The organism is Desulfurella sp. (assembly GCF_049977265.1).
In the GTDB taxonomy this organism is placed as follows: domain Bacteria; phylum Campylobacterota_A; class Desulfurellia; order Desulfurellales; family Desulfurellaceae; genus Desulfurella.
The window spans coordinates 16,177-33,943 of record NZ_JBMFGQ010000004.1 but is presented as its reverse complement, the minus strand read 5'-3'; the positions used below and the strand labels follow the sequence as shown (position 1 = coordinate 33,943).

At 31.6% G+C, this 17,767-nt stretch carries 20 protein-coding genes; all 20 read right to left on the bottom strand.

Annotation, left to right across the window (positions count from 1 at the left end; genetic code table 11):
* Positions 1-70: 70 nt before the first annotated feature.
* A complete protein-coding gene (locus ACP5FO_RS01720) occupies positions 71-637 on the bottom strand; it encodes a 2-oxoacid:acceptor oxidoreductase family protein (RefSeq protein ID WP_428107463.1) in 567 nt (188 codons plus the stop codon).
* Between the two features lie 11 nt (positions 638-648).
* Positions 649-1,470: a thiamine pyrophosphate-dependent enzyme gene (locus ACP5FO_RS01715; protein WP_428107460.1), complete on the bottom strand. Its 822-nt coding sequence runs from the start codon at positions 1,468-1,470 to the stop codon at positions 649-651.
* On the bottom strand, positions 1,467-2,609 hold the full coding sequence (locus ACP5FO_RS01710; protein WP_428107455.1) for a 2-oxoacid:acceptor oxidoreductase subunit alpha: 1,143 nt from the start codon (positions 2,607-2,609) through the stop codon (positions 1,467-1,469). The genes ACP5FO_RS01715 and ACP5FO_RS01710 overlap by 4 nt, the downstream gene beginning before the upstream one ends.
* A gap of 9 nt (positions 2,610-2,618) precedes the next feature.
* Complete coding sequence (locus tag ACP5FO_RS01705) at positions 2,619-2,891, bottom strand: 4Fe-4S binding protein (RefSeq protein ID WP_428107451.1); 273 nt, start codon at positions 2,889-2,891, stop codon at positions 2,619-2,621.
* Between the two features lie 17 nt (positions 2,892-2,908).
* Positions 2,909-5,143, bottom strand: coding sequence for an NADP-dependent isocitrate dehydrogenase (locus ACP5FO_RS01700; RefSeq protein WP_428156925.1), 2,235 nt, complete (start codon positions 5,141-5,143; stop codon positions 2,909-2,911).
* 214 nt (positions 5,144-5,357) lie between these two features.
* The gene (locus ACP5FO_RS01695) at positions 5,358-6,107 is read right to left on the bottom strand and encodes a type 1 glutamine amidotransferase (protein WP_428107445.1); all 750 of its coding nucleotides are present in this window, start codon (positions 6,105-6,107) and stop codon (positions 5,358-5,360) included.
* On the bottom strand, positions 6,097-7,464 hold the full coding sequence (locus tag ACP5FO_RS01690) for a MurT ligase domain-containing protein (protein WP_428156924.1): 1,368 nt from the start codon (positions 7,462-7,464) through the stop codon (positions 6,097-6,099). Before ACP5FO_RS01690 ends, ACP5FO_RS01695 begins: the two co-directional genes overlap by 11 nt.
* A 45-nt stretch (positions 7,465-7,509) precedes the next feature.
* Positions 7,510-7,827: a hypothetical protein gene (locus ACP5FO_RS01685; protein ID WP_428107439.1), complete on the bottom strand. Its 318-nt coding sequence runs from the start codon at positions 7,825-7,827 to the stop codon at positions 7,510-7,512.
* Positions 7,828-7,907: 80 nt separating this feature from the next.
* Positions 7,908-8,246, bottom strand: coding sequence for a P-II family nitrogen regulator (locus ACP5FO_RS01680; RefSeq protein WP_428107436.1), 339 nt, complete (start codon positions 8,244-8,246; stop codon positions 7,908-7,910).
* On the bottom strand, positions 8,243-8,653 hold the full coding sequence (locus ACP5FO_RS01675; protein ID WP_428107432.1) for a DUF6115 domain-containing protein: 411 nt from the start codon (positions 8,651-8,653) through the stop codon (positions 8,243-8,245). The genes ACP5FO_RS01680 and ACP5FO_RS01675 overlap by 4 nt, the downstream gene beginning before the upstream one ends.
* Entirely contained in the window at positions 8,650-9,207 is a 558-nt protein-coding gene (locus ACP5FO_RS01670; protein WP_428156923.1) for a hypothetical protein, read from the bottom strand. The genes ACP5FO_RS01675 and ACP5FO_RS01670 overlap by 4 nt, the downstream gene beginning before the upstream one ends.
* Positions 9,200-10,048: a UbiA-like polyprenyltransferase gene (locus ACP5FO_RS01665; RefSeq protein WP_428156922.1), complete on the bottom strand. Its 849-nt coding sequence runs from the start codon at positions 10,046-10,048 to the stop codon at positions 9,200-9,202. The genes ACP5FO_RS01670 and ACP5FO_RS01665 overlap by 8 nt, the downstream gene beginning before the upstream one ends.
* A gap of 99 nt (positions 10,049-10,147) precedes the next feature.
* Entirely contained in the window at positions 10,148-10,780 is a 633-nt protein-coding gene (locus tag ACP5FO_RS01660; RefSeq protein ID WP_428107421.1) for a lytic transglycosylase domain-containing protein, read from the bottom strand.
* Positions 10,777-12,468, bottom strand: a complete 1,692-nt coding sequence (locus tag ACP5FO_RS01655; RefSeq protein WP_428156921.1) for a tetratricopeptide repeat protein — start codon at positions 12,466-12,468, stop codon at positions 10,777-10,779. Before ACP5FO_RS01655 ends, ACP5FO_RS01660 begins: the two co-directional genes overlap by 4 nt.
* A complete protein-coding gene (ispG, locus tag ACP5FO_RS01650; protein WP_428107415.1) occupies positions 12,449-13,525 on the bottom strand; it encodes a flavodoxin-dependent (E)-4-hydroxy-3-methylbut-2-enyl-diphosphate synthase in 1,077 nt (358 codons plus the stop codon). Before ispG ends, ACP5FO_RS01655 begins: the two co-directional genes overlap by 20 nt.
* The gene (gene rseP / locus ACP5FO_RS01645; protein WP_428156920.1) at positions 13,522-14,607 is read right to left on the bottom strand and encodes an RIP metalloprotease RseP; all 1,086 of its coding nucleotides are present in this window, start codon (positions 14,605-14,607) and stop codon (positions 13,522-13,524) included. The genes ispG and rseP overlap by 4 nt, the downstream gene beginning before the upstream one ends.
* The gene (dxr, locus tag ACP5FO_RS01640) at positions 14,607-15,755 is read right to left on the bottom strand and encodes a 1-deoxy-D-xylulose-5-phosphate reductoisomerase (protein ID WP_428107408.1); all 1,149 of its coding nucleotides are present in this window, start codon (positions 15,753-15,755) and stop codon (positions 14,607-14,609) included. The genes rseP and dxr overlap by 1 nt, the downstream gene beginning before the upstream one ends.
* The gene (locus ACP5FO_RS01635; protein ID WP_428107404.1) at positions 15,740-16,507 is read right to left on the bottom strand and encodes a phosphatidate cytidylyltransferase; all 768 of its coding nucleotides are present in this window, start codon (positions 16,505-16,507) and stop codon (positions 15,740-15,742) included. Before ACP5FO_RS01635 ends, dxr begins: the two co-directional genes overlap by 16 nt.
* Positions 16,500-17,204 (bottom strand): polyprenyl diphosphate synthase, encoded by a 705-nt coding sequence (uppS, locus tag ACP5FO_RS01630; protein ID WP_428107401.1) that lies wholly within the window; start codon positions 17,202-17,204, stop codon positions 16,500-16,502. Before uppS ends, ACP5FO_RS01635 begins: the two co-directional genes overlap by 8 nt.
* A gap of 4 nt (positions 17,205-17,208) precedes the next feature.
* Positions 17,209-17,763: a ribosome recycling factor gene (gene frr, locus ACP5FO_RS01625; RefSeq protein WP_428107398.1), complete on the bottom strand. Its 555-nt coding sequence runs from the start codon at positions 17,761-17,763 to the stop codon at positions 17,209-17,211.
* Positions 17,764-17,767 lie beyond the last annotated feature (4 nt).

The following is a 17,767-nucleotide window of genomic DNA, read 5'->3' as shown; positions in this document are numbered from 1 at the left end:
GCCACCTCCATTATTAAAATAAAAGAAGAAGAGTTAGACCCTTCTTCTTTTATTAAATTAGTGTAAACTTTTACTTTCCTTTTTCTGATTTGAGTTTTTTTGCTATTTCAATACCTGTTTCATATGCTTTCGTGTTGAGATCTAAAAACGCAGCAGGCACTCTATCCGCTATGGCTTTCTTTACATTTTCTTTATTAAAAATACCCGTTAATTCAACAGTCATGCCTACTGCCAATATGTTTGCTGTAACTACATTTCCTATGTCGTATTTAGCGGTTTTTATGATTGGATAACCATAGACATTCCATTTTTTATTGTCTTCTTCTGGTACATTAACAAGTCCGCTATCCACCAATACTATAGCGCCTTCCTTCAAATCTTTTTTATACATATCATATGTTTTTTGGTCAAGAGCAAGCAAAAAATCTATGTGTGTTGCTTCCGCAAACTGAATTGGCTCATCTGAGATTATAACATCAGCTTTTGTTGGGCCACCACGAACTTGAGAGGTATAAGTAGGTACTTGAGTAGCATATTTATTTTCATAATAAACTGCTGTCTCTGCTATGATTGTGCCAGCAAGCATATTACCTTGCCCACCAATTCCTACGAATCTTAATTCATAATGTAATCCCATATCAATCTCCTTTAAGACTTAGCCTGAGCTTTTTCGATCAGCTCTTTGTAGCTTTGAGTGTATTCTTTCTTTGTAGAATCATCTACAAAAATGCCTGTAATGTATTTACCCTCAAGTTCTTCCTTGGAAAGTTTTGCTGATTTTGCTTGACTAATTGTTACACTCTTTATGTAATCAACTAATTTTACTGGGTCGCCAAATTTATTTCTTCTTCCCCATTGTATGTGACAATTTGACATTGCATCAACCACGCTTGTACCTTGGTGTTCTAATGCTTTCTTTATATAGTTTTTTAAAATAACAGGTTCTGCTACAGAACCTCTTGCTACAAACGTAGCTCCTGCGCCTTTTGCAAGTTCTACAAGATCAAATGTTGGATCAATGTTTCCCCTTGGCATAGTGGATGCTTTTGTACCTGTTGGGGTTAGAGGTGAGTACTGGCCACCCGTCATGCCATAAATCCAGTTATCCACGACAATTAATTTTATGTCAATATTTCTTCTACAGGCATGTATAAAGTGATTTCCTCCAATTGCCGTCATATCACCATCGCCAGAAAATACCACAACATGCATGTCTGGATGGCACATTTTTATAGCAGTTGCAGCTGGTATAGCTCTACCATGCAACGTATGTAGTGTATGAAAATTAACATAACCTGAGCCTCTTGCGGAACATCCTATGCCAGATACCATGGCAACGTCATCGTTTTTCCAACCCAATTCATCAATGGCCGCAAGTAAAGCTTTTAAAACTGTACCATTACCACATCCTGGACACCAATATAGTGGTAATTTATCCATTCTTAAATACTTTGAATAATCAACACTCATTTAGATACCTCCTCAATCTTTGCGAGTATCTGTTGAGGCCTAATAGGAACTCCAGCAGCTTGCAAAACGGTAGAAATTTCTGAATTTCCTTTCACGGCTCTTTGTACCTCGTAAAGCATTTGACCTAAATTAATCTCAGTTACAATAATTTTTTTAAATTTTTTACTTAAATCAAACACTTGGGTTTCAGGGAACGGCCAAACTGTAACTGGCCTAAACATACCTACCTTAATACCCTTAGATCTTGCCTCATCTATTGCAACCCTAGCTGCAGTAGCGTTTGTACCATATGCTACAACAAGTAAATCCGCATCATCTACTTTATAATATTCAAAACTTTCAATATCTTTAACATTATTCATTATTTTATTTATCATTCTTTCTTCATCATCTTCAACTTTTTTGGAGTCTACAGTTGGGAAACCGGTTTTATCTTTATTTAAACCTGTCATATGAAATTTGTATTTTCTCCAATTTTCCTTGTTAGGCAGAGGTGGTATATCTCCAAAACGTTCCACATCATAAGGATAATACTGTTCTGGCGGTACGCTTGGTTGAATTCTTTCTATTATCTCAAAATTTGAGATGTCTGGTATCTCAACCCTACCATGCAAATGAGCAAGTACTGCATCTGTTAATAGTAAAACCGGTGTTCTGTATTTTTCTGCTAAATTGAAAGCTCTAATTGTTTCGGTGTAGGTTTCAATAAGCGTTGATGGTGCAAGTGCAATAATCATATGGTCACCATGTGTGCCCCAGCGTGCCTGCATATAATCTGATTGAGAAACTCTCGTAGGCAAGCCAGTAGATGGACCACCTCTCATAACATCTACAATGACAAGTGGCAGCTCCATCATACAGGCAAGCCCTAGCCCTTCTTGTTTTAATGATAAGCCAGGTCCGCTTGTTGCAGTCATTGGTTTATACCCAGCATAGCTAGCACCAACTGCAGCTATAACACTTGCAATTTCATCTTCAAATTGCATGAATATGCCACCCACTTCAGGCATTCTCTTAGATAAGTGTTCTGGTATCTCACTTGATGGCGTAATAGGATAGCCTGAATAAAATCTACAGCCAGCAGCTATTGCTGCTTCTGCAACTAACTCATTACCATTAAGTATTTCTACGTTAGACATTTTTCCCCCTTATTTAGATTTTGTTACAACATTGCCTTTGCTATCTTTGAATGTCAATTCAAGGCCAATATCTACGACTTCAATTGCAAAATGAGGACAACCATTTTCACAAAACTTACACCTGATACAATCCTCTGGGCGCATTACCTTACACATAGCGCCAGTCCAAACATGTAAATCTTCTACAAGCTCAAGCACATTTTTTGGACATACTTTTATACATATTCCACAAGCAGTGCATAAAGCTTCGTTAACTAAAACTGGTAATCGTTCTTCTGCCATTTTCGCATCTCCTTAAATTAAATTGAATCTATTATAAAATTGAATGTTTTACTTGATCTCATTGCAAGTGAAAGCTTATCCTCGTCTGGAAAATAATACCCATTTATGTTTGCAGGTTTGCCAGAAGCTGCTTTTAATTCATCAATAATTGTTTTTTCTTTATCGTTGAGTTCTTTAGCTGGTTTTGCAAACATAGCTTGCAGATCTTTATCGTCATTTTGTGCTGCTAAACTTTCGGTCCAATATTTTATAAAATAATAATGCTGGCCTCTGTTATCCAATTCCCCAGGTTTTCTGCCTGGCCATTGTTTATTTGCTAAAAGTTTAGTCAATGCAACTTCAGAAGCATCTGCTAAAACTTTGGCTTTTTTGTCGTCATATTTTTCTTCCAAAAACCTCAAGGCAGTTGTAATTGCAGTAAATTCTGCTGTTGAATCCCACCTTAAATGACCCTGCTCAATAAATTGCTCAACATGCTTTGGTGCAGAACCGCCAGCACCTGCTTCAGAAACTCTACCACCAGCTAACAATGGTATAATGGATAACACTTTTGCACTAGTACCAACTTCTAAAATTGGGAAAAGATCAGTTAAATAATCTCTTAATGCATTACCGGTCACTGCTATTACGTCCTCGCCATTCCTTACTTTTGCTACCGTAAATTTCATCGCTTCTTGAGGCTTTAATATTCTAATATCCAAGCCATTTGTATCGTAGTCTTTTAAATATTTACTAACTTTTTTTATTAATTGGGCATCGTGTGCTCTGTTTTCATCAAGCCAGAATGCGGTGGAATTTTTGGTCTGTTTTGCCCTTTCTACTGCTATTTGCACCCAGTTTTTAACAGCAGCATCTTTTACCTGGCAACCTCTCCAGATATCACCTTTTTTAACGTTGTGCTCAAATAGAACATTCTTATTCTCATCTACAACTTTAAAAGTTCCATTTGCAGGAGCCATAAAGGTCTTATCATGTGAACCATATTCTTCAGCTTTCATAGCCATAAGTCCAATGTTTGTAACTGATCCCATTGTTGTTCTATCAAACTGGCCGTTTATTTTGCAGTCTTCAATTATTTCTTTATACATTGTAGCGTAACATCTATCTGGTATAACCACTTTAACATCATTTTGTTTTCCATCTGGACCCCACGCTTTACCACCATCTCTTACTATTGTAGGAAGCGAAGCATCAATTATAACAAGATTTGGCATATGGAGGTTGGTAATACCTTTGTCTGAATCAACCATAAATAATGGTGGATTTTTTTCATAAACAGATTGAATGTCAGCTTCAATTTCTTTCTGTTTGTTTTCTGGTAATTTTTTTATTTTTAAGTAAATATCTGCAACACCATTGTTTGGATTTACACCAATTTCCTTGAATGTTTGTTCGTGTTTTGCAAAAACATCTTTATAATATTCTTTTACAGCAAAACCAAACATTACAGGATCAGATACTTTCATCATAGTGGCTTTAAGATGCAACGACCAAAGTATTCCTTCTTGTTTGGCTTTAGCTATTTCTTCACCAAAAAATTTTTGCAAAGCTTCTACATCCATAAATGTTCCGTCAAAAACTTCCTTTTCCTGTAATGCCACCTCTTTTAGAGTCTGTGACTTACCAGTTTCATCAACAAATTCAATTTTTACTTTCATTGGCTTATCTGTTGTAATAGATTTTTCATGTTCATAGAAATCACTATTTCTCATATGTGTAACATGTGTTTTTGAGTCTTTGCTCCAAGGTTTTAATGGTAAACCCATAGAATCCGGATACTTTTTAGCGCTTTCTTTGACAGCTTTGGATATAGCTCTGATATTATTGCCTTCCCTTAGTACAGGATTTACTGCACTTCCTAATACTTTTGAATAAGTTTCTTTTATCTTCTTTTCTTCTTCTGTTTTTGGCTCTTCAGGGTAATCTGGCACATTGTAACCTTTATTTTGCAATTCTTTAATTGCATCAACCAATTGTGGAATAGAAGCACTAATGTTAGGCAACTTAATAACATTAGTATCAGGTAGCTTAACCAACTCAGCAAGTTCCGACAGATCGTCTGGTACTTGTTGATCTGCTTTCAAGTATACTGGGAAATTAGCAAGTATTCTGCCAGCTACTGAAATATCTTTGATCTCTACACTAATACCTGCAGCCTTTAAAAACTTTTCTACTGCCGGCAACAGTGAAAATGTAGCCAAGTAAGGCGCTTCATCTACCTTTGTCCAATAGATCTTGAATTTGTCTGACATAGATCCTCCTTAAAATAATTTTTATTGTATTTTGTTTTAAAAAACTCTTTATATTTTTTTTCACCCTCCCCTAAAAATTTAAACGCATTTTATATGAAATACTAAATAATGTCAAGCATAGCTAACGTAACTTTAGCTTAAATAATCAATACTTATTAGACATTGCGAATATTAGTTTTTTTAAAAATCCAAAAGACTAATATAAAACGTAAAACTAATTTTTTATTTTTTTCAGAATAGCATCACAAGCTTCATACTCTAGTGAATCATCAAGACTGTTAATTTTTATGCCTTTGCCATATTTATTTTCTAAGGCTTTTAAAATAATATAATCAGCCAGGGCTGAATTTTTAGGCAATAGCGGTCCGTGTTGATAGCAAGCAATTACATTTTTATATAGAGCTCCTTCTGTTTTATCTAATCCATTATTACCAAAACCGTATTTTACATATCCAAAAGGTTCAACATTTTTTTCCAAAAAAGTTTTACCGCTGTGATTTTCAAAGCCAACGATTGTATTTACTCCAATACTTAATTTTTTATTGCTTTCTATGATTGTATTACCTATCATGCGTTTTGAAGAACTTTGAGTATAAACATCCAGTATACCCAGACCAGGGATTTTATTGTTGTTTGAATCAATATAGTACTTGCCCATTAACTGGTAAGATCCACAAATTAACAAAAATAGTTTATTATTCTCGACTTCTCTACCTAAAAAATCAATCTTTTGACGGCTAAAATTACTTGATACTATTTCTTGTGCCCTGTCCTGCCCTCCACCCCAAAAATAAATGTCGGATAAATAAATGCTATCATATATATCGCTAAAATGAATATTAACTCCAATACCTCTCCACTGACAACGTTTTTCCAATGATAAAATATTGCCACTATCACCGTAGGTACTCATTGTGTTAGGAAAAAGAAACGTAATGTCTAAAAGAAATTTGTCATTGTTCATAAAAATTTTTAAAACCTTGTTTACTTAAATACTGCTTTAATTCAATTAGAGCAGTGTAAGTCAAAAAAACGTGGTAAGTGTCATTGTTTGATTGTTCTATTTTATCAAAAAGCTGCTTATAACGATCAAAAAAAATAAAACTATTAATGCCAATATCTGAATATTTTATACGAAGTGCCATATCATACTTTCGGCTTCCACCAATCATGAACTGGTTTATTTTGTTTTTTAATGAATCAAAATTCACATCCCATATCCACGAAACATCCCTACCGTCAGCAATGTTATCGTTAAGTATAAATACAAAATTTTTTTTATCTCTACCAATGCTAGATTCTAAGGCTTGTGTAAAACCAATCGGATTCTTAACCAATATCAAAAAAATTTCTTTATTTCTAAATTTGATTAATTCATACCTACCAAAAGCTGCTTTAAAACCAATTATATTTTTGGATAAATTATTTAACTTATATCCAAGCTCTGAACATGTTAAAAAAGAAGCTGCTATATTATAAATATTATATGCGCCTTTAATGGGCATATTTGTGTAATAAGTGTTGCCAATATAATTTAATTCTATCTGATTTGAATTTTCCATAATTTTAGCAGTTAAACTAGGAATCGGTCTTTTAAAATTGCAATTTGTACAAAAATAATCACCAATATGAGAAAAAAAACGATTATTGTATTCTAATTTACCACCACATACAGGACAAAACAATATATCTTTTAAATTATCTTGTGTTTTTTTATGATAATCAGATAAACCAAAATACGACACGGTTAGGTTTTTTTGATAAAATAAAGAAGAAACAGATGGATCATCTGCATTGACAATGTAGTGTATTTGTGGGTTATTGTCTATTAAATTACTCCATCGTTTTCTAATTGTATCTATTTCTCCATACCTATCCAGTTGATCTCTAAATAAATTTAACATTACAATATAGCTCACATCTAAATCAATAGCTATTTTTTCTAATGCAAACTCATCGCATTCAAAAACAAAATAGTCAAAATTTTTAGAAAATTTCTTACTCAATGTTAAATGAGGCACAATTGAGCTAATAATGCCGCGTTTCAAATTGGAACCCGCATGATTATTACTAACAGATTGATTTTCCTTATTTAAAAGATGCACAATTAAGCTAGATGTCGTAGTTTTACCATTTGTGCCAGTAACCAATATGCAATTTTTTAATTGGGGTCTAACTGATTTTAAAAAACCAGGGTTTAATTTTTCTACAAAATAACCTGGAAAGGCTGTCGCACCCCTTCCTACAGCATTAGCAACTTTTGATATAGTTTTTGCGCCTATAAGGGACAATACATAACTTGCGTCGTTATCTAATAGCATTAAAGATTAAAAATGGGTGAGCGATAAACTCACCCGTAAAACCAACTAACAACCTTCAACTTTTGGTTTGGCTGATTTTGATGCAGATGTTTTTGATGCTGCAGGAACTGCTTCTTTTTTCATCTCTTTGCTACTTGATTTTGTAGCATTGGTAGAAGTCGTTGCATTTGTAGCGTTTGATTGAGTTGTTGCATTAGTTGTTGTTTCATTAGCCGGAGCCGTTGCATTTGTGGCATTGGTTACGTTAGTAGTGTTTGTCGTGTTTGTAGCATTTGTAGCTTCCTTTTTCTGGCAAGATGCCAAAGTTAAACTACTTGCTAAAAATACCGCCATCAATGCAATTTTAATGCCTTTTGAATTCATGTTCCAAATACCTCCTAAAAAATATTTTACATAATATTGTAGCGCTTAATATTTTAATGTCAAGTATATTTTGTTTAAATTTATACAGCATCTTCGCCTTTTTCTCCAGTTCTTATTCTTATTGCCTCATCTATTGGAATAACAAAAATTTTGCCATCACCTACCTTGCCTGTTTTTGAGTTTTCTATTATTTTTTCAATTACAGCATCAACTAAATTGTCACTCACTACTACTTCTATTTTAATTTTTGGCAAAAAATCAACAATATACTCAGCACCTCTATAGATTTCTGTGTGACCTTTTTGTCTTCCGTATCCTTTTACTTCACTAATAGTGATACCCTTAACACCTATCTCGTTTAAGCCCTCTTTTACATTATCTAATTTAAAAGGCTTTATTATAGCTTCTATTTTTTTCATTCAACCCCCTTGTACAATTTAACTATTAAATCAATCTCGCCTTTTGGTATATCTAACTTATTTGCAATTTCCTCTATAGATAGATGCTGTCTAAACATTTGCAATATTTTTTCCTTAGTGTCGTTTTCAAACGTTTTTATCTTAACACTTTTTATTAATTCCGTCAGCACAGAATTTTTTTGACGTACGTCATCTAAAAGAAGCGCAAGACTTTCTTGTTGTGATTCTATTTTCTTATTAGCTAATTCAATCATATCTTTTTGTGTGTTTAACAAGGTCTTAATAGACGCAATTAAAGAAGAATATGAATTGTTTAATTTGGAATTAATATATTTTTGCCATAAAAGATATGCAAACAAAATTATATCAAATAGTACTTGAATGAATATAAAAACGTTTTCTTTCATAACTCTAACTGTCTTGATCTTAAACGCTCTCTATCTAAAACAAGCCCATAGTATATGATTAATTCTTGATTTTTTTTATTTATATCTATAAACTTTGCATTGACACACATACTTTCATTTTTTTGAAAAATCTTTTGAATTTCTGCTGTTGCTTTAATTTCATTATGAGAAGAAATAGGTAAGAAAAAAGAAAATGACAAAAGATCACCAACTTGCAATGAATCATTATTTACAAAATTAATCTCACTTGCACTAACAGCACAAGCATAAGTTTTATTATAATTTGAAAATTTTTCTCTTTCTTTTCCGTCACGCAAAAGTGATATTAAATAATTTAGCTTCGCGTCTATTTCTTTCATCATAACAACAAATGCCTTATTTAAATTATCAAAAGTTGAATCAATATTATTTTGAGCCATTAAAAAATTAAAACTATCATCATGATTATCTACTTTGTAAATCTCTTCCTTTTCTTTTTGCAGCTGAGTTTGTGCTATTTTTGTATAATACAAAACAAAAGATGTTTCAATAAGGCGATAGCCACCATCAAACATTTATTAACCTACCTAATAAAAATACACCAATCAACACTATGCTAATATAACTATTTATATTGAAAAAAGCAATATTAATTTTCTTTAAATCTTTAGGATCAACCAAAAGATGTTCAACAATCAACAAACCCAAAACCAAAAAAGCGCCAATATAGGCAATGTAATTAAGCTTATACACATATATGGTAATGAGCAAAAAAACAAATGCTATCAAATGAAACAAAGCTGCAAACAACCTTGCGAAATTTGGACCAAATTTTACCGGTATTGAATAAACGCCATTTTTTAAATCAAACTCCAAATCTTGTAAAGCATAAAGTATATCAAAGCCACCAATCCAAAAAGCAACAAATAATGCCAGGTAGAAAATATTCATATCCAAATATCCCGCTGCACCTACAAACCCACCGAGAGGAGCAATGGCATCTGTTATACCTAAATAAATATGACACAACCATGTGAATCTTTTTGTGTAAGAATAAGTAATTAAAAAAAATAAAGCAACAAATGATAACTTAAAAGCTAAAGGATTGAGCAAGTAGGCGGCTAATTCAAATACAATGAGAGAAAAAATTGTAAATATCCAGGCTTCCTTAAATTTCACTTTGCCAATGGGCAATTCTCTGTTTTTTGTACGAGGATTCCGTTTATCTATTTCGTAATCAATAATACGGTTTAATGCCATAGCTACGCTTCGCGCACTAACCATTGCAATGGTTATTAAGATTAATATTCTAACGTTATAGTGATTTGACAATAACATACCAATATATGCAAATGGCAATGCAAATATACTATGCTCAAATTTTATCATTGATAATATATGTTTTAACTTATACATCTCTAATTCTCAATACTTTCATAATACCTTATACAATATCTTACAATATCTATCATTCAACAATTCTTGTTTATATAAAATATTAAAACGTATTTTTTACTACCATGAAACATTCGGTATGTTAGTATAAACCCCATTTTCTTCTACTATTCTCATTGGTTTTTTAGCACTTTTAATCTTTTTTGTGTAATTTACCGCTAAAGCTGAATTTGATTGATCAAAATAAGCCATTACTGTTTTAACATAGTTGATTGTTTCTTCAAAGGGTGGTATTCCATTGTATTTATCAACATTATTTGGACCACAATTATACGCTGCAGCTGCTAGTGCATAATTATCTGAGTATCTGTTGAGTAAAAATTTCAAGTATTTCACGCCACCATCAATATTCTGTTCCAAATTATTTGGATTTATATTTAATAATGTTGCCGTAGAAGGTATAATTTGCATAACACCAATTGCACCTTTATTGGAGATCGCATTGTGATTTAAACCAGATTCTGCCGTCGCAATAGCTAAAACAAATCTCTCGTTTACATTGTACTTATTAGCAGCCTTTTCTAAAAGCTCTTTTATATAAGACCTGCTATACTTTGAATTGTTAATAACATTCTTAAAGAAAAGAGGCCTGTTTTTATATACAACTTGACCATCTTCTATTGTAGCATAAATATTTGATGCAAAAGATACTTTATATAATAAAATAATGCATAAAAAAACTGCATACTTCATTTTAATGCTTTTATTATTTTCTTTGCTGTTTCATTGTTAGGTTCGTTTTTTAAAACTTCAATTGCAATTTTTTTTGCTTTGGATTTATAACCCAGGGCTTCATAAACTTTTGCAAGATGCAAAGCAATTGTGCTTTCTGGTTTTTTAAGTAATCTATTTGCTCTTTCTAGATAATACTGTGCCAGTTTAAATCTTTTTTCCTTGAAATATCCCCAACCCAAACTATCCAAATAATATGGATTATTTGGCTGTAGTTTTAAAGCTTTTTTAACCATTTCTATCCCAGCTTTAACATCAATATTTTCATCTATATATAAATAACCAAGATAATTAAGCACTTCTGGATCATTTGGCTTAATCCTTAGAGCTTCATCTAAAAAATGTATAGCTGCTTGCTTATCATGCATTTTTCCATAATAAACATCAGCTAAATAAAAGTATATTTTTTCTTTGTCTTTTGTTACTTTTAATGACTGTTTTAATGCATTAATTAAGCCACTCCAATCTTTTTCCTGATTCAATATATAGAAGTATGTTTTATAAAGTTCCTCATTTGGGCTTACTTTGATAATTTTTTGTATTGTATTCAAAGCTTCTTTTGGCTCTTTCATTTCTAAATAACAAATTGCCTTTTTAGCTTGAGCATCAACATATAGGTCGCTAGCAAAATCCACATTTGATAACTCTACTATCGACTGTTTATAATTTTTTAAACTAAAATAAGCTAACCCTAAAAAGTACCTTAATGTAGATGAATGTTCTGTATCTTGACTTAAGCTTAATAAATTAACTACTTCCTTATAATTGTGATTTTGTAAAAGGAGGTATGATAACCTTTCAAGGTTTAGCTGTGATTTATCTAAACTATAAGCTTTTTTGTAATATTCTATTGCTTTTTTTAAATCCTTATCAATAGAGTAATATATACTAGCCATCGTTGTGTAAACATAAACCTCTTCTTCTTTGTTTTTATCTGGCAGTTTAAGAAACTCTTCGTATGATTTAATAGCTTTTGTATAATTGTTTTGTTTAACATACATGTCTGCAAGTGCGATATATGCTTTTGGATATTTATAATTTACTGACATTTGAAGGTATTGCAAAGCATTGTCCGTTAAATTAAATTTAAAATAAACTTGAGATATATAAAAATACACCTCTCCTAATTCACTAAACTGTCTTGCTTGCATTAAATAGTTAATTGCATTATTAACATCACCTATTTGAGCATATAACAAAGAAATATTTTTGTAAACGTCAAAAGTTTTTATATTTGATTGTACTAAAATATCAATAGCTTTTTTATACTCATTTTGAATAACATAAATATCAGAAAGTAACAAATAAAGCTGCTTATCTTTTGGGTATTTTAATATAGCCGATTGTAAAACTTCTTGAGCTTTATCAAAATCTCGAAATCTTATAAGTAAATTCACAAATTCTATATAAAATTGTTTTTGTGGGTTATTCTTCAAAAATATTTCATATTCTTTTATTCCATCTTTAATATTATTATTGTAAAAATAACTAAAAGCCATTAAATAATGATAGTTATTGTCTGAAAATTGCTTTAAATTAACTTCTTTTACATTGTAAGATTCAGTTGTACTTGGAGGACGTATACAGGACGATAGCATTAAAATAACTATAGAAGAACAACAAAAAACTTTAAAATTGTTTTTTAACATAAGCTTCAACCTGTTCAGTAAAACTGTCAAGCAATTCGCTTTCTCTAACTTTTTTAACAATTTTACCGTTTTGTATAATTAAACCAAAATGCCTACCGCCAGCTATTGCTAAATCTGCTTCTTTAGCTTCGCCCAGTGCATTTACAACACAACCCATAATTGCCACCTTTATTGGTTTTTTTATATGTGCTAATCTTTCTTTCACCTGTTTTGTTAATTCAATTAAATCTATTTCTATTCTACCACAAGTTGGACAAGAAATAAACTCTATTGATTGTTTTTTTCTTAAACCCAAAGCATTTAAAATCTCAAAAGCAACATCAATTTCTTTTTCTGGACTATCCGTTAAAGATATTCTTATTGTATCACCAATACCTTCTCTTAATAAAACGCTAACGGCACAAGTTGATTTTATTATACCTTCAAAATCACCCCCTGCTTCTGTAAGGCCTATGTGCAAGGGATAATCGACCATAGAAGATATTTTTTCGTAAGCTAAAATAGTATCTTCCACGTTTGAAGATTTTATTGATATTTTAAAGTTAGTAAATTCCATATCCTCAAGCCTTACAACCCAATTGTAAGCACTTTCAACTAAAGCATCTGCACACACATGATTATATTTTGTTAGCAAATTCTTTTCCAGAGACCCGCTGTTAACACCTATGCGCAATGGTATATTGTGGTTTTTTGCAGCTTCAACAATTGATTTTACTTTATAAAAGCTCCCAATGTTGCCAGGGTTAATTCGAACACAATCGGCATTATTTTCAATTGAACAAATGGCAAGCTTATAGTCAAAATGCACATCAGCAATAATTGGTATTGGGCTTTTTTGCTTTAATACAGACAATGCCTTACAAGCTTCTTTGTCTACTATAGCGCATCTTACAATTTCGCACCCCTTTGCATATAAAGAATTTATTTGAGCAACCGTAGAATCTACATCTCTTGTATCGGTATTAGTCATTGATTGAATGCTAATTGGTTCAAAATCGCCTATAGGCACATTTCCAACATATATCTTTTTTGTTTTTTTTCTATCAATAAAATTCATTTTTTTATTACACTTTGCGTTGTTGATGTTGTTTTTGGTATAAAAAAGCGTTTTATGTCATTATAAAAGGCAAAAATCATTAGTGCTATCAAAAGCCCAATACCTATTTTTTGAGCTGCAATCTGAAATTTCTCACTTACAGGTTTTTTTCTTATTGCTTCGATTGTAAAAAACATTAAGTGTCCACCATCTAAAACAGGTATTGGGAATAAATTCAAAAGGCCTAAATTTATACTAATTATACTCGCAAATATTAAAAATGAACCTAAGCCTGCTTGAGCTGCTTTACTTGCAATATCAACAATCATTATTGGTCCTCCTACCTCTGAGGATGGTATTAGACCTGCGATCAAACTTACAATACCTTCAAGTGTAACTTTAATAATGTAGACTGTTTTTTCAACGCCTGCATACAAAGATTTAAATAAAGGGTATTTAACTATTGTAGTTTCACCAGACGGCAAAATACCAATTACATTTATCTTTTCTTTATATCCAAGTAAATTTTTAACAATTTCGGATTTGGGTTTAATATGTAAGTTCATTAACTTTCCATCTCTTTTAATAACCAAATTTAAGTTATCGTTAGTTTTGATTATTTTAGACATATCTTCCCAGGTTCCTACACTTATATTGTTTATTTTTATAATTTTATCCTTTGGTTGCAGATGAGCATAATACGCAGGTGAATCTTTTATAACTTTACCGACTTGTGGTGCAAGCGCTTGTATGCCAATATAATAAGCAACAGCAAAAAAAAACACTGCTGACAAAATATTAAAAAAAGGTCCGGCAAAAACTATAAGCATTCTTTTGTATACATTTTGAGCGTAAAATGCGCCTTCCTTATCATTTTCGTCTACACTGTTAGGCTCTTCGCCTTTCATCTTGACATATCCACCAAGAGGAATAGCCGAGAATGCAAATTCCGTTATTTTCGTTTGCTTTTTAAATAAAACAGGACCAAAACCTATAGAAAACCTTTCAACTTTTACTCCACTTAAAACAGCAACAATAAAATGTCCAAATTCGTGTATTATTATCATTATTATCAAAGCTAAAATGCCATATAATATATACATTAAGACCTCCTTAAACTTTCAATTAATTTAGTGGTTTCTTTTTTAATTATCTGTGTTTGTTTTTGTAACTCAAAAATATTGCTTGAGATTCTGTCATCAAATTCTAAAACGATTTTTTTAATAATCTTTGGTATATCGCAAAACTTAATTTTATTATTTAAAAAATATTCAATACACACCTCATCTGCCGCATTAAGCAAAAGCCCCCAGTTTCTATCCTTTTTCCTAAATGCCTCTTGAGCTAAAGCTAAAAGCTCAAATTTGTCTAAATCAGGTTTTTCAAAACTAAGATTCCCAATCTCAACTAAAGAAATTTTATTTTCAAACTCAATCCTTTCTGGCTTATACAATGCATAAGCAATTGGCAGTTTCATGTCAGGTACTGCTAATTGAGCGATAATGGTACCATCAATAAATTCCACAGCCGAGTGCACTATGGATTCTTTGTGTACAACCACATCAATTTGGTCTGGAATTAAATCAAAAAGCCAGCCCGCCTCTATTACCTCAAAACCTTTATTCATCATAGTTGCAGAATCAATTGTGATTTTTTCACCCATGTTCCATTTTGGATGATGCAAAGCCATTTCTTTTGTAATATTGGCAAATTGGCTTTTATCAAAACGCCTAAAAGGTCCACCGGAGGCTGTCAATATAATTTTATTCAAATATTGTCTTTTACCACCTAAACATTGGTATATTGCAGAGTGTTCACTATCTATTGGTATAATCTCTACATTATTTTTTAATGCTAAATCTGTAAGTATTTTCCCTGCCACAACCAGGCTTTCCTTGTTAGCTAGGGCAAATTTTTTATTGTTGTAAATGGCATAATATGAAGGCAAAATTCCGGCACTCCCAACAAATGCATTTAATACAAAATTAATATCATTTTTAGACATTAAATCAGCCAATGTATCTTGCGTAAAATACTCAATTTTAGGAAATAGACTTTTTAATTGCCCAATAAATTCCCTTTTGCCAACATAAACATATTTAGGTTTTATTTGTTTTATTTGTTCAATTGCTCTATTTATGTTTTGATTAAATGCAATTCCTATTACGTTATATTTTGAATTTTTCTTTATAACTTCAATTGCATTTTGTCCAATGGAGCCCGTTGAGCCTAAAATTAAAATATTTTCCATAAAAACATTAAATATACAAAAAATGATGAAAATGCAAGGCTATCTAGCCTATCAAGTACACCACCGTGGCCTGGTATAATATTTGATGAATCTTTCTTATTATAAATACGTTTTATAATAGATTCTGATAAATCTCCAAATATACCTGCTATATTAGCCACAAAGCCCATGCCAAAAGCCACCTTTAAATCTATGCTTGCAGTGTAACCCAAAACTAAGGCAGCAATGGTACCCAAAAGTACACCACAAGCTGCACCTTCGTAAGTTTTTTTTGGACTGATTGTAGGGGCTAGCTTAATTTTTCCAAAAGACTTACCACAAAAATAGGCAAAAGAATCTCCAACCCAAATACTGACGCACAATAACAAAAATAACCATCTACCATTTTGTAATTGAATAATATTTATAAAAAAAGTGTAAAGAGATATATAAAATATGCCACCAAGCAAATAGTATTGGGCTAAAATCTGATCTTTTTCAATTTTCTTAAAACCTATAAGCATGTGGATTAGGAAAACTACCATTAATATAATTAAAATATGCTCAAAGTTAAATAATATATTTGAAACAAACAATGCAGCCAAAATATAGTAAAAATGCCTTTCTTTTAAAGGATTAAAGCTTGACCACTCAAAATACGATAACAGACTTACCGCTAATATTATAATTTTTAAAAACCAAATTTGAGCATAAAATATGCCGAAAAGTGCAAAAGGGATTAATATTGCAGCGCTAATTACCCTTTTAATCATCGATTCCGCCAAAACGCCTTTTCCTTTCGCCAAATTCTTTGGTGCAATCTTCAAAATCATCTTCATTAAACTCAGGCCAATACTTATCTAAAAAAATAATTTCTGCATATGCTATCTGCCAGAGTAAGAAATTGCTTATCCTTTTTTCTCCGCCAGTCCTTATTAATAAATCAACATTTGGCATTCCTTTAGTGTATAGATAATGCTCAAAAAGTTGTTCATTAGGCTCGTTAACGATGCTTTTCGTAGAATAATATTCTGCGCACATTTTTTTGCAAGCCTGCAATATTTCCATATAAGAACCGTAATTTATCGCTAAATTTAACGTTAGCTCATGATTATTTTTTGTTTTTTCTTTTGATTCAAGTATAGCCTCTTGCTGTTTTTGGGGCAATTTAGCAATATCGCCTAAATAGTTAAATTTTATATTTTCCCTCATCATGAAATTTATTTTTTTTCTTATTTGTATAGCCAGCAAACTCATCAAAAAATTAACTTCCGATTTTGGTCTTTTCCAATTTTCTGTAGAAAATGCATACAAAGTTAAATACTTAACACCAAGCTTTTTGGCCTTAGAGGCTATCTTGTCAATAACCAATGAGCCAATATAATGGCCATAGATCCTTTTTTTTTCTTGTATGCTAGCCCACCTTCCATTGCCATCCATTATAATAGCTACATGTAGCGGAATATTCATTTTGTCAAACAGATAAAATCTCTTTTTGTTTTACACTTAAAAGTTCGTCTATTTCTTTTATGTACTTATCAGTTAATTTTTGCATCTCATCTTCTTCTTTTTTTTGATCATCTTTAGATATATTTTTATCTTTTTCTAAATCTTTTATAACTGTATTAGCTTTCTTTCTCATATTTCTAATATTCACTTTGTATTTTTCACTTTCTTGCTTAAGCTGTTTTACGATATTTTTTCGATCCTCTTCTGTCATTGGCGGCATATTGATTTTTATAACCTTACCATCATTGTTTGGCGTTAAACCAATATTTGATTTTAATATTGCTTTTTCTATTGCTTTCAATAAACTCATATCCCATGGTTTAATAATAATCGATGTTGCATCAGGGACTGATATAGAAGCAATTTGCTTTAATGACATTTTTTTATCATAACTTTCAACGATAATATTTTCTACGAGTAAATTATGAGCTTTACCAGTTTTTAATGAAGTTACATAATGCTTATAAGCTAATATAGCTTTTTCCATTTCTAATACAATGGGTTTAACCTCATCAATCATAACT